The 12,950-nt window shown below is 66.7% G+C and carries 10 protein-coding genes; 9 read left to right on the forward strand and 1 reads right to left on the reverse strand.

The annotated features are described in order from the left end of the window. Positions 1-2 precede the first annotated feature (2 nt). On the reverse strand, positions 3-401 hold the full coding sequence (rpsH, locus tag IHQ52_RS21600; protein WP_005197628.1) for a 30S ribosomal protein S8: 399 nt from the start codon (positions 399-401) through the stop codon (positions 3-5). A gap of 266 nt (positions 402-667) precedes the next feature. On the opposite strand from rpsH, the gene IHQ52_RS21605 reads away from it, so the two are divergent. The 9 genes from IHQ52_RS21605 to IHQ52_RS21645 all read left to right on the forward strand — a co-directional run bounded on the left by IHQ52_RS21605 (position 668) and on the right by IHQ52_RS21645 (position 12,941). Next, the gene (locus IHQ52_RS21605; protein WP_024497733.1) at positions 668-1,756 is read left to right on the forward strand and encodes a PQQ-dependent sugar dehydrogenase; all 1,089 of its coding nucleotides are present in this window, start codon (positions 668-670) and stop codon (positions 1,754-1,756) included. 328 nt (positions 1,757-2,084) lie between these two features. Continuing rightward, on the forward strand, positions 2,085-2,414 hold the full coding sequence (locus IHQ52_RS21610; RefSeq protein WP_006360202.1) for a cupin domain-containing protein: 330 nt from the start codon (positions 2,085-2,087) through the stop codon (positions 2,412-2,414). A gap of 183 nt (positions 2,415-2,597) precedes the next feature. After that, positions 2,598-6,383, forward strand: a complete 3,786-nt coding sequence (locus tag IHQ52_RS21615; RefSeq protein WP_024497732.1) for a nitrate reductase subunit alpha — start codon at positions 2,598-2,600, stop codon at positions 6,381-6,383. Then, entirely contained in the window at positions 6,383-8,074 is a 1,692-nt protein-coding gene (narH, locus tag IHQ52_RS21620; RefSeq protein ID WP_024497731.1) for a nitrate reductase subunit beta, read from the forward strand. Before IHQ52_RS21615 ends, narH begins: the two co-directional genes overlap by 1 nt. Next, positions 8,071-8,766, forward strand: coding sequence for a nitrate reductase molybdenum cofactor assembly chaperone (gene narJ, locus IHQ52_RS21625; RefSeq protein ID WP_024497730.1), 696 nt, complete (start codon positions 8,071-8,073; stop codon positions 8,764-8,766). Before narH ends, narJ begins: the two co-directional genes overlap by 4 nt. A gap of 3 nt (positions 8,767-8,769) precedes the next feature. After that, positions 8,770-9,519 carry a respiratory nitrate reductase subunit gamma gene (gene narI, locus IHQ52_RS21630; protein WP_024497729.1) on the forward strand — a complete coding sequence of 250 codons (750 nt, stop codon included), beginning with the start codon at positions 8,770-8,772 and terminating at the stop codon, positions 9,517-9,519. Next, on the forward strand, positions 9,516-10,724 hold the full coding sequence (locus tag IHQ52_RS21635) for an MFS transporter (protein WP_024497728.1): 1,209 nt from the start codon (positions 9,516-9,518) through the stop codon (positions 10,722-10,724). Before narI ends, IHQ52_RS21635 begins: the two co-directional genes overlap by 4 nt. 92 nt (positions 10,725-10,816) lie before the next feature. Next, entirely contained in the window at positions 10,817-11,416 is a 600-nt protein-coding gene (locus IHQ52_RS21640) for a DUF4262 domain-containing protein (protein WP_024497727.1), read from the forward strand. A gap of 124 nt (positions 11,417-11,540) precedes the next feature. Beyond that, entirely contained in the window at positions 11,541-12,941 is a 1,401-nt protein-coding gene (locus IHQ52_RS21645) for an O-antigen ligase family protein (RefSeq protein WP_024497726.1), read from the forward strand. The last annotated feature ends 9 nt before the right edge of the window (positions 12,942-12,950 follow it).

Below are 12,950 nucleotides of genomic sequence, written 5' to 3' on the forward strand. Positions count from 1 at the left end.
CCCTACCAGACGTAGGCGAGGACTTCGCCGCCCACGCCCTGGTTGGCTGCCTGGCGATCGGTGAGCAGACCCGACGACGTGGAGATGATGGCCACGCCGAGGCCGCCCAGCACCTTGGGCAGGTTGGTGGACTTTGCATAAACCCGGAGACCCGGCTTCGAGACGCGGCGCAGACCTGCGATGGAGCGCTCACGGCTGGGGCCGTACTTCAGGGAGACGATGAGGCTCTTGCCGACCTCCGCATCCTCGATGCGGTAGTCGGTGATGTAGCCCTCACGCTTGAGGATCTCGGCGATGTTCACCTTGATCTTCGACGACGGGAGTTTCACCTCGTCGTGGTACGCCGAGTTGGCGTTGCGCAGACGTGTCAAGAAGTCTGCGATCGGGTCAGTCATGGTCATGGGTGACCGTCAACCTTTCTCGTGGCGGTTCCCATACAGCGCCGATGAGAGGGAAATCCCTCTGACCTGCGGTGGGCCTTCCACGAAGTGGATAGTTTCTGAAGGTTCTCGCCGCCGGTGCCCTTGGCTTTTCGCCGGCACCGGAGACTATTCAGTTGTGTCCCGGGCACCTGAGGTGCACAGGCAACCGGTCTAGTGTAGGGAATCTGCTGGCCAGACCCAAATCGGGCCCGGGAGCGCCACCGAGATCGGGCACCATCGAGGGTATGGATCGCCGCCAGCTTCTCACCGCCGGGCTGCTCGGGTTCACCGGCGCCGTACTCACCTCCGGCTGCTCGGGCGCCGGCGGCGTCCGCCCCTCACCGTCGCGCGACGGGCAGAGAGACACCGAGGACACGGGGAGGACAGCCGTCGAGGTGATCGCCTCGGGACTTAACGTGCCGTGGGCAATGGGATTCCTCCGCGGCGGCGATGCGTTGGTCACCCAACGCGACGACGCCACGATCGTGCGGGTGTCCGGGTCGGGTGAGGTCCGGACCGTCGGCGAGATCGGCGACGCCGCGCCTCGCGGCGAGGGTGGGCTGCAGGGCATCGCGATCGCCCCGGGCGCCGAGGACGCGGTGTTCGTCTACTACACCACCGACTCCGACAACCGGCTCGTCCGGCTGGACTTCGACGGCCGGCGACTCACCGGTCCGCGCACACTCCTGCGCGGCCTCGACGCCGCCTACAACCACCACGGCGGTGCGCTCGTCTTCGATGCCGACGGCAGCCTCTTCGTCGCGGTCGGCGATGCAGCCGAACCCGCTGTCGCACAAGACATACGGTCCCTCAACGGCAAGATCCTACGTGTGGACACCGAGGGTCGCCCATGGCCCGGCAACCCGTTCGGCAACGAGGTCTACTCCTACGGCCATCGCAACGTGGAAGGGTTGGCATTCGACGGCGCGGGCCGCCTGTGGGCAACCGAGTTCGGCCAGAACAAGCGCGACGAACTCAACCTCATCCGGCGCGGCGGCAACTATGGCTGGCCCGAGTTCGAAGGCGAATCCGACGATCCTCGGTTCATCGCCCCGAAGGTCACCTGGACCCCGCAGGAGGCCTCGCCGGCCGGCCTCGCGATCGTCGGTGATCGCGCGTACGTCGCCGCGTTGCGCGGCCGGAGGCTGTGGGAGGTGCCCCTCGACGGCGAGTCGACCGGTCAACCGGCGAGTCACCTCACCGACGACTACGGACGGATCCGCGCGGTGGCCGCAGCACCCGACGGTTCGCTCTGGGTGAGCACGAGCAACACCGACGGCCGCGGACAGCCCACCGATGACGACGACCGCATACTGCGCGTGATTGCCGGATGACACGACGCTGTCGACAGCAGATCCGGGTCACCCGACGGCGGCTCTCTCGACTGGGGCTCACTCGATCGGCGCTCTTCGCGTGTCTGACCCGTCGAGCCGACGCGGCCACGATCATCATCCGACCAGCCCCGTGAAGAGACCACCGATTTCCGCAGGCACCATGACGACATCGCGTATTCAGCGCGAGTTCCGCCCAGAGCAGCGCACTATTCACCAGGCCGCACATGTGTAAGCCGGCGAAAGCTCCGGCAGTGTTCCGGTCGGCAACAAATCGGCGTCGATCGGCAGAACCACAACCATCGTGCGCGCCGTATGCCATCGTCGAGCCATGCACTCGACCCGGCTGCCCGAACTCGTCGACGAGCTCCTGACCACCGCACATGGGGCCAGGAGCCGTCGCGCTGCGCACACACTGTACGGCGACTCCTCACGGCACCTGCGACAGACGGTTATCGCGCTGGTCGCCGGAGCCACGTTGTCCGATCACGAAAGCCCCACCGAGGCAACCCTTCACGTCCTCCGGGGCCACGTCTCCCTCAAGACGGGCGAGCACAACTGGGATGGCCGGCAGGGCGACCTCGTCACGATCCCTCCCGAGCGTCACGGACTCACCGCCCGCGAGGATTCCGCGGTGCTGCTGACAGTCGCCACGCACTGACCCACGACGCCGAAGCACGTCAGACCTACGCAATCGATGAGCGCAACCTGCCCTGGGGTCCGCAATTGTTCGAGTGTGCGGATTTGATTTCCCGACACACCATTCTTGAGATTGTCTGTCGCATTCGCGTCGAATCGAGGAAATAGCAGATATCGCCTGACACAGATCCGTATCGTTGCGCGCATGGCCCGGTCCGGCGACACTCAGGGCACTGCAGCCACTGCCCTTCTGAACATCGGCAAGTTCTTCACCCGTTGGGACGAGACCGACGACCGTCGCGCAGTATTCCGTGACGGTGGGCGCGCCGGCGACGTCTTCTATCGAGACCGGTGGAGCCACGACAAGATCGTCCGTTCCACGCACGGGGTGAACTGCACCGGTTCGTGCTCGTGGAAGGTCTACGTCAAGGACGGGATCATCACCTGGGAGACCCAGGAAACCGACTACCCGTCGGTGGGACCCGACCGACCCGAGTACGAGCCACGCGGATGTCCGCGCGGCGCCGCATTCTCCTGGTATACCTACTCCCCCACGCGTGTTCGGCACCCGTACGCGCGAGGTGTTCTCGTCGAGATGTACCGCGAGGCGAGAGCCCGGCTCGGTGACCCCGTCCTCGCCTGGGCCGATGTCGTGTCCGATCCGCTCCGGCGCCGCTCGTACCAGCAGGCCCGGGGCAAAGGCGGCCTGGTGCGGGTGAGCTGGGACGAAGCCACCGAGATGGCGGCCGCGGCACATGTCCACACCATCAAGACCTACGGGCCCGACCGGTGTGCGGGATTCTCGCCGATCCCCGCGATGTCGATCGTGAGCCACTGCGTCGGCACGCGCTTCATCCAGCTCATCGGCGGCGTCATGACGTCGTTCTACGACTGGTACGCCGACCTGCCCGTGGCGAGTCCGCAGGTGTTCGGCGACCAAACCGACGTCCCGGAATCCGGGGACTGGTGGGACGCGACCTACCTGATGATGTGGGGATCGAACGTGCCCGTCACCCGTACCCCGGACGCACACTGGATGGCCGAGGTTCGCTATCGCGGCACCAAGGTGGTCGCCGTCAGTCCCGATTACGCCGACAACACCAAGTTCGCCGACGAGTGGCTACCGGCGCAGGCCGGCACCGACGCCGCTCTCGCGATGGCCATGGGCCACGTCATCCTGACCGAGTTCTTCCGCGACCGCACGACCGACTTCTTCGACTCCTACGTCCGCACCTACACCGACCTCCCGTTCCTCATCCGCCTCGACGAGCACGACGACCAGGACACGCTGGTGGCGGGCAAGTTCGTCACCGCCGACGAAGTCGGCTCCAGCCCCACCGCCGACGAAGTCGGCTCCAGGCCCACCGCCGACGAAGTCGGCTCCAGCCCCACCGCCGACGAAGTCGGCTCCGGTCACACCGCCGAGGACGTCTGGAAGACCGTGTTCTGGGACGAGGACCGCGACGGTCCCGCGGTGCCGAACGGTTCGGTGGGGTTCCGGTACGCCGAGTCCGGCGTGGGACGGTGGAATCTCGACCTCGAGGGCGTGCGGCCCGCCCTGACTCTCCTGGGTCCCGACGCGGAGCTCGTCTCGGTGTCCTTCCCGGTCTTCGACGCACCGGACGGCAGCGGCTCGGTGGTCCGCCGCGGTGTCCCGGCCCGGCGGATCAACGGCCGCCTCGTCACGACCGTCTTCGACCTGATGCTCGCGCAGTACGGCGTCGCCCGGGACGGGCTTCCCGGCGAGTGGCCCACCGGCTACGACGACGCGACCACGCCATACACCCCGGCGTGGCAGGCCGAGATCACCGGCGTCCCGGCCGAGGCCGCGATCCGCGTCGCCCGCGAATTCGCTGCCAATGCCGAAGAGTCGCAGGGCCGCTCGATGATCATCATGGGCGCCGGAATCTGCCAATGGTTCCACGGCGACGCGACCTACCGCGCGATCCTCTCGCTGCTCATCCTCACCGGCTGTATGGGCCGGAACGGGGGCGGCTGGGCACACTACGTCGGGCAGGAGAAGTGTCGTCCGATCACCGGTTGGGTGTCGCTGGCGAACGCGCTCGACTGGTCGCGTCCGCCTCGGACGATGACCGGGACGTCGTACTGGTACATGCACACCGGGCAGTGGCGCAACGATGGATATTCCACCGCGTCACTCGCCTCGCCGCTGGCGCGCGGCTCGATGAACCACGAGCACACCGCCGACGCGATCGCACAGTCCGCGCGGCTCGGGTGGATGCCCTTCTACCCGCAGTTCTCGGCGAATCCCCTCGACGTCGCCGACGAGGCCACCGCAGCGGTCGACCGTGGAGACGCCGACGACGTGGCCGGTTACGTCGCCGACCGTCTGCACACCGGCGACCTGACACCCGCCATCTCCGATGTCGACGCGCCGGAGAACTGGCCGCGAACTCTCGTCCTGTGGCGGTCGAACCTGCTCGGTTCGTCGGCCAAGGGCAACGAGTACTTCCTGCGGACTCTGCTCGGCACACATCACAACGTGCTGGGGACCGAAGATCCCGAGGCACCGCGTCCGAGCGAGATCCGGTGGCATGACCGGCCTCCCGAGGGGAAACTCGACCTGCTGCTGTCCGCCGACTTCCGCATGACCTCCACGACGCTGTTGTCCGACATCGTGCTGCCTGCGGCGACCTGGTACGAGAAGTACGATCTCTCGTCCACCGACATGCACCCCTTCGTCCACGCGTTCACCCCGGCCATCGCTCCCCCCTGGGAGGCGAAGTCGGACTTCGAGCTGTTCCACCGGCTCGCCCGCAAGTTGTCGGAGCTCGCTCGGACGCACCTCGGGACACGTCACGACCTCGTGAGTGCGCCGATGCAGCACGACACCCCCGGGGAAACCGCCCAACCGCACGGGCGGGTCGTCGACTGGCGCGACACCGGCGTGCGTGGCACACCTGGTCGGAACATGCCGAACTTCAGTGTCGTCGAACGTGATTACACGGCGATCGCCGACAAGCTCGCGACGATCGGACCGCTGGCCGACACTCTGGGCTTCACCGTCAAGAGCGTGACCTACCCTCTCGAGGAACACACGCGGACGCTCGCCGAGTCCAACGGCGTCATGCCGAGCGGTGCCGGCGAAGGCCGCCCGGCGATCGACACCGACGAGAAGCTCGCCGAGGCGATCCTCACGCTGTCCGGCACCACCAACGGCGCACTCGCGGTGGCCGGTTTCGAACAGCTCCAGACCCGCGTGGGTGTGCAACTCGACGACCTCGCACGAGGTTCGGAGGAGAAGCGGATCAGGTTCGCCGACACCCAGAAGGCACCCGTTCCGGTGATCACCTCGCCGGAATGGTCCGGCTCCGAGACCGGCGGTCGGCGGTACGCCCCGTTCACCGTGAACATCGAGCGGCTCAAGCCTTTTCACACACTCACCGGACGCATGCACTTCTACCTCGATCACGACTGGATGATCGACATGGGCGAGTCGCTGCCGATCTACCGACCCCCACTGGACATGCACCGCCTGTTCGGCGAACCGCGACTCGGTCCCGACGGCGCGCGCGAGATCACGGTGCGTTACCTGACGCCGCACAGCAAGTGGTCGATCCACTCCGAGTACCAGGACAACCTGTTCATGCTGTCGCTGTCGCGTGGTGGTCCGGTCGCCTGGCTGAGTCCGCAGGACGCCGCGTCGATCGAGGTGTCCGACAACGACTGGATCGAATGCGTTAACGCCAACGGGGTGTTCGTCTGCCGCGCGATCGTGAGTCACCGGATGCCCGAGGGCGTCTGCTACGTACATCACGCGCAGGAGCGCACCATCGACGTACCCAAGTCGGAGGCGACCGGGCGCCGCGGCGGAATCCACAACTCCCCCACCCGACTTCTCGTCAAACCCACTCACCTCATCGGTGGATACGCCCAGTTGTCCTACGCCTTCAACTATCTCGGCCCCACCGGCAATCAACGCGACATGGTGTCGACGATCCGCAAGCGCAGCCAGGAGGTGACGTACTGATGCGAGTCATGGCCCAGGTCGGGATGGTGATGAATCTCGACAAGTGCATCGGATGCCACACCTGCTCGGTGACCTGCAAGCAGGCCTGGACCAACCGGTCGGGCACCGAGTACGTGTGGTTCAACAACGTCGAAACCCGTCCCGGGCAGGGTTATCCACGGCGTTATGAGGATCAGGACACGTGGCGCGGTGGATGGCGACTCAACCGCAACGGGAAGTTGCGGTTGCGCACCGGGGGACGGCTCCAGAAGCTGTTGACCCTGTTCGCCAGTCCCGTGCAGCCCACGATCAACGACTACTACGAGCCGTGGACCTACGACTACCAGACGCTGATCGATGCCCCGCTCGGTGACGACTTCCCCGTCGCGCGTCCCAAATCCCTGCTCACCGGCGAGGACACCAAGGTGACCTGGTCGGCGAACTGGGACGACAACCTCGGTGGCGCAACAGAACACGTGCCGCACGACCCCATCGTCGAGAAGCTCCGGCGCGACAGCGAGGACGCGGTCAAACTCGGGTTCGAGCAGACCTTCATGTTCTATCTGCCGCGGATCTGCGAGCACTGCCTCAATCCTTCGTGCATGGCGTCGTGCCCGTCCGGCGCGATCTACAAGCGCAGCGAGGACGGGATCGTGCTCGTGGACCAGGACCGGTGCCGCGGCTGGCGTCAGTGCATCACCGGATGTCCGTACAAGAAGATCTATTTCAACCACAAGTCCGGTAAGGCCGAGAAGTGCACCCTGTGCTATCCGCGCATCGAGGTGGGTCAACCCACCGTGTGTTCGGAGACCTGCGTCGGACGCCTGCGCTACCTCGGGATCTTCCTGTACGACGCCGACGCCGTCACCGCGGCCGCGTCCACCCCGGATGAGCAGGATCTTTACGGGGCCCAACTCGATCTGATGCTGGACCCCGACGACCCCGAGGTCCTCGCGGCGGCTCGGGCCGACGGGATCCCCGACGACTGGCTGGCGGCGGCGCGCCGCTCACCGGTGTACGCGCTGGCCAAGAAGTATCGGGTCGCACTTCCGCTGCATCCGGAATACCGCACCATGCCGATGGTCTGGTACGTCCCGCCGCTGTCCCCGATCGTCGACCTGCTGGCCGAGCAAGGACACGACGCGGAGAGCCCGGGAACCCTCTTCGGCGCCATCGAGGCGCTGCGTATCCCGGTCGAGTACCTCGCCGAACTGTTCACCGCCGGTGACACCACGGTGGTCGACGCGGTGTTGCGCCGCCTGGCGGCGATGCGTGCCTACATGCGTGATGTCACGCTCGGCCGGGAACCCGACGGTGCCATCCCCGCGGCGGTGGGGATGACCGAGGAACAGATCTACGAGATGTACCGGCTGATGGCCATCGCGAAATACGATGAGCGGTACGTGATCCCGACCGCACATCTCGAACAGGCCGAGAAACTCGACGAAATGGCCTGTGCGCTCGACTACGACGAGGGTCCGGGCATGTTCGACTCGTCCGCGTTCGGTGAGGCGAGTGGCCGTCCGGCACCGGTCTCGGTGGAGACCTTCCACGCGCTGCGGCAGCGACAGACCACCGACACCGCGGCCGGCTCGCACACGCTGGCCGGACGCACCAACCTGCTGAACTGGGACGGGAACGGTGTTCCCGCGGGGATGTTCCCCGACCGCGCGGAGCACGGGCGAGAGAATGAACGGGGCGATCGCGGATGAGGGCCTTCCCCCGGTTCGACCGCGCCGCGAGAACATCGACCGGAGTCCGGGTGATCCACCAGATCAGCTCCTGGTGCCTCAGCTATCCCGACGACGACGTGCTCTCGCGCATCGACCTCATGCGCACCGCTCTCGACGAACAGCGCCGGGACGCCGCGGTGCAGTTGCTCGGACGCACCGTCGACCACCTCGCCGGCGAGGACGCGATGACCCTGCGTCGCAACTACATCGATCTGTTCGACCTGTCGAAGCGATCCACGCTGTACCTGTCCTATTGGTCGGACGGCGACACCCGCCGGCGCGGATCCTCGCTCGGCGAGTTCAAACAGGTCTACCGGGACAGCGGATTCCTCGTCGACCTCCACGGCGAGCTACCCGACCATCTGCCGATCGTCCTCGAGTTCAGTGCGCGCGCCGATCCCGGACGAGGCGTCGAACTCCTCGAAAAACACCGCGCGGCACTCGAACTCATCAAGTTCTCGTTGCTGGAGGCGGACTCACCGTACGCCGGCGCGGTGGCCGCGGTGTGTACTACCCTGCCCAGTCCGTCCCCGCCCGACCGCGAGACGGCGATGGCACGATGCCGGCCGGTCCCCACCGAGACCGTGGGACTGGAACCCTACGATCCCCGGCTTCTCCCCATCGATCCGACGTCATCACGACCCCCGATCCCGAACCCGACCGTGAGGTGACGCGTGGACATCTTCCTCTGGGGCGTACTGCCGTACGTGACGCTCGGACTGCTGATCGGCGGCACGATCTGGCGATATCGCTATGACAAATTCGGCTGGACCACGAGATCCTCGGAACTCTACGAGTCCCGCCTGTTACGAGTGGCCTCGCCGCTGTTCCACTACGGGATACTCGTGGTCATCATCGGACATGCGATGGGTCTGCTGATCCCGGAGTCGTGGACCGACGCGGTCGGTGTCAGCGAGACGACCTACCACTGGGGCGCGGCGATCTTCGGGCTGCTGGCCGCGGTCGCGACGCTCGTCGGAGTGGGCATGCTCGTCTACCGCCGCCGCACCGTCGGCCCGGTGTTCATGGCCACCACCCGCAACGACAAGGCGATGTATCTCGTGCTCACCACGGCGTTGATCGCGGGCACCTACATCACGATCATCGGCGCGGCGGACCCGCACGCGCACGGCGTGAACTACCGGGAGACCGTGTCCCCGTGGTTCCGATCGATCTTCGTCCTCCAACCGGACGTCTCGGCGATGGTGCAGGCCCCGTTCCGCTTTCACGTCCACATTCTGATCGGGATGCTCCTGTTCGCGATGGTGCCATTCACCCGGTTGGTACACATCTTCACCGCACCCGTGCACTATCTGTTCCGGCCGTACATCGTCTACCGGAGCCGCGACCGTCGACCGGCACCGGGTAGCCGGCCGTCTCGGCCGGGCTGGGCCCCGGTCGGAGTGAAGGACCGTGATCGATGACCACCGACACCGCAGCCACCCGGGCAACCACCGGGTCGCAGTCGATCAACCTCACGCTCGCGACGCTGGCCTTCACGATCAGCTTCTGGGCATGGAATCTCATCGGCCCCCTCGGAGTGGTGTACACCGATCAGCTGGACCTGTCGGCAAGCCAGAAGTCGATCCTCGTCGCGATCCCCGTTCTCGTGGGGTCGCTGGGCCGAATCCTGACCGGAGCCCTGACCGACCGGTTCGGTGGTCGTCTCATGTTCACGGTGCTTCTGGTCGTCACGATCCCGTTCGTGTTGCTGGTGGCGGCGGCCGGTCGCCTCGCGAGTTACCCGCTGCTGCTCGTCGCCGGGTTCCTCCTCGGCGTCGCCGGTACGACGTTCGCGGTGGGCATTCCCTTCGTGAACGCCTGGTACGACAAGTCACGTCGTGGCTTCGCGACCGGGGTGTTCGGCGCGGGAATGGGCGGCACCGCGCTGTCGGCGTTCTTCACCCCGCGATTCGTGTCGTGGTTCGGATACGTCGCCACCCACGTCGTCATCGCGGTGGCGCTGGCGGCGACCGCGGCGGTCTGCTGGATGTTCATGCGCGACTCACCGCGCTGGGTTCCGTCCCACGACTCCGTGGTGCCGAAGCTCGCCGCCGCCGCCAAGTTACCCATCACCTGGCAACTCGGTTTCCTCTATGCCGCGACGTTCGGCGGTTTCGTCGCGTTCAGCACCTATCTGCCGACCTACCTCAAGGACGTCTACGACTTCGACCTGCAGGCGGCCGGCACCCGAACCGCGGGTTTCGCGATCGCGGCGGTACTCGCCCGACCGCTCGGCGGCATCCTGTCCGACCGGTTCGGACCGCGGATCATCACGGTGATCTCGTGCGGCGGCGCGGTGGTCCTCGCCGCCTGGATGATCACCACACCCCCGGTGGAGATCCCGGCAGGCATCGATTTCGTGCTGATGGCGATCTGCATGGGCCTCGGATCGGGGTCCGTGTTCAGCTGGGTCGCACAGGCCGCGCCGGCCGAACGCGTGGGCTCGGTGACCGGCATCGTCGGAGCCGCGGGCGGGGTCGGCGGCTTCTTCCCGCCACTGGTCATGGGGGCCACCTACGACGCCGCCACCCACAGTTACACCACCGGCCTCGCCCTGCTCGCGGTGTTCGCCGCAGGTGCGATGGTGTTCACGATCTTCGGCATCCGCGGAAGGCCGGCCGACTGAGCCCGCGCCCGACCGGCACTCGGGCTTCGACGAGCAGAGTTGTCGGACCCCCGTGGTGTCATGGTCGCACCCTTCGAACAAAGGAGCGATCCATGTCAGACCACGCTGCCGCAATCCGAGGTCTGCCCCGGTGGCATCCCAATCCCGTCATCCGCTCGACCCTCGAGACCATCCGCCGCTGCGGCTGGCAGGTGACCTCCGTCGGCGAAGGGTTCCCCGAGGCCGGCAGCCGCGAGGCCGACTGCGGGTTCTCCTACACCGCGGGCCTCTCGCTGCACTCGATCCCCGAACTGGCCATCTACGGTGTCGATCCGCTCACCGCGCACCACATCCTGAACGAGCTCGGCGACCTGCTCCACCGCGAGGACTGGCGCGATCTGGTCGCGACCCAGACCGACATCCGTCTGCAGACGGTGGCGGTGTCGGTGCGGCTGATCGAACAGGTCGACAAGGACGAGCTCGTCCTCGCGAATCTGCTGTTCCCGGATTACCCGACGCTGCAAGTCGTCTGGCCCGATGAGTACGGCCGGTTCCCCTGGGAGGAGGGTTACATCCTGCTGCCGATGCATCAACCCGTGAAGGGCCTCCCGGACCTCTCGGCACACGCACGGCGGACCGCTCACCTGGTCACCACCGAGTCGGGCCCCGACCGCACCCGACCCCGCCGGGGCCGCCGGATCTCCGGCCACTGACACGCCGGTGTCGTCCGTGGCGACACGCCCTATCTGGGGGTTGCCACGGACAATCCGGCGCCGAGGTGCCAACATTGTTCACCGGGGGTAACAACCGACGGGGGTGCGAGGAAGGCGGACGCGCGTGCAGCACCTCCCCGTCGTGCTCGCCGTTCTGTGTCTCGTCGTCGCCGGCGGAGTTGTCACCGCCGCCATCTATCAACGGCCCCAGCGAGGAATCCTGCTGCTCGCGGCGCTGACCCCTCTCGACGGCCTGCTCGACGTCGCACCCGTGCCGGGGATAGCGGCGGCCTGGAAGGAAGGCCTCCTCGCGCTCACCCTGATCTGCGCGGCAAACCGCCGTGTCCGCCCGTCCGCACGGACCGGACCTCCACTCCATATGCCGTGGTGGCCTGCGGCGACCGGGCTCGTGGTCTTCGGGTTGATCTCCGCGGCGTGGGTCTACGGACCTGTCGGGCTCTACGGCATCAAGGTGACCTTCTTCTATCTGTTCGCCGTTCTCGCACTGTGGCTGACACCGTTCGACGCCCGCGACCGCGACCGGCTCGTGTCGATCATCATGGCGCTCGGCGTGATCACCACCGTCGTGGGCATCGCGCAGCAGATCATCGGCCCGGCGAAACTCGTCGAACTCGGCTACACCTACGGCGAACAGGTCCGTTCGAGCGGACCGCTGTTCCGTACGTTCAGCACGTTCAACCAGCCGTTCGGTTTCGGGCTGTTCGTGACGATGGCCCTGCTGGTCGGCGGCGCGGTGGCCCTGTCCGACATGACCCGTCGGCGCAATCAGTTGTTCCTCGCCTGCTGGCCGGTCATGGCGATCACGATGGCGACCTCGGTGGTCCGCGCGGCCATTCTCGGCCTCGCCATCGGCGTGATCTGGCTCGCGGCGTTACGATTCCGGCGCCTCGTCGCGCCGATGCTCGCGATCGCCGCGCTAGCCCTGGTGTCCCTGCCGTTCCTGCCGCCATCGATCACGAGCGTGTTCTTCTCGTCGAGCAGCCTGAGCCAGCGCGGTACCGGGTGGAGCGAGATCTTCTCCAGCATCGGCGTGCACCCACTGGGTCGTGGGCTCGGTTCCAGCGGGTCGGCGGCCGATGCGATGTCGGCGGCCCGCGGGGAGGACACCCAGACGGTCACCGCTGGTGCAGGCGGAACCGTTCAGGGGATGTCGTCGAACTATCAGCCGGACAACTACTACGTGAAGCTCCTGCTGGAGCTCGGACCGCTCGGGCTGTGGCTCTTTCTTGCGATGATCGTGACGGCAGTGATCTGGTGTGTGCAGTCCGCCCGCCGGCTCCCCGACCCCGACGGGGCGTTCGTCCTGGGTGTCAGCGCCTCGATCGTCGCGGCGATGGCAGCCAGTCTGGTGGCCACCTATTTCGAGATCTTTCCGCTCGACTTCTACTTCTGGATGCTGTTGGGAGCTGTGGGATGCGCGACTGCACAACACGAATCACGTACGGTGCGCTTGCACTTCGACCCGGGGGAAGCGGCGTCCAGACCTACATCCGCGAACTATTGAGCGCGCTGC

Origin of the sequence: Gordonia amicalis (assembly GCF_022059885.1) — a bacterium.
GTDB lineage: Bacteria > Actinomycetota > Actinomycetes > Mycobacteriales > Mycobacteriaceae > Gordonia > Gordonia amicalis.

Coding starts and splice junctions, on each gene's coding strand:
- rpsH (WP_005197628.1), bottom strand. CDS start 401: ATGACCATGACTGACCCGATCGCAGACTTCTTGACACGTCTGCGCAAC.
- IHQ52_RS21605 (WP_024497733.1), top strand. CDS start 668: ATGGATCGCCGCCAGCTTCTCACCGCCGGGCTGCTCGGGTTCACCGGC.
- IHQ52_RS21610 (WP_006360202.1), top strand. CDS start 2,085: ATGCACTCGACCCGGCTGCCCGAACTCGTCGACGAGCTCCTGACCACC.
- IHQ52_RS21615 (WP_024497732.1), top strand. CDS start 2,598: ATGGCCCGGTCCGGCGACACTCAGGGCACTGCAGCCACTGCCCTTCTG.
- narH (WP_024497731.1), top strand. CDS start 6,383: ATGCGAGTCATGGCCCAGGTCGGGATGGTGATGAATCTCGACAAGTGC.
- narJ (WP_024497730.1), top strand. CDS start 8,071: ATGAGGGCCTTCCCCCGGTTCGACCGCGCCGCGAGAACATCGACCGGA.
- IHQ52_RS21635 (WP_024497728.1), top strand. CDS start 9,516: ATGACCACCGACACCGCAGCCACCCGGGCAACCACCGGGTCGCAGTCG.
- IHQ52_RS21640 (WP_024497727.1), top strand. CDS start 10,817: ATGTCAGACCACGCTGCCGCAATCCGAGGTCTGCCCCGGTGGCATCCC.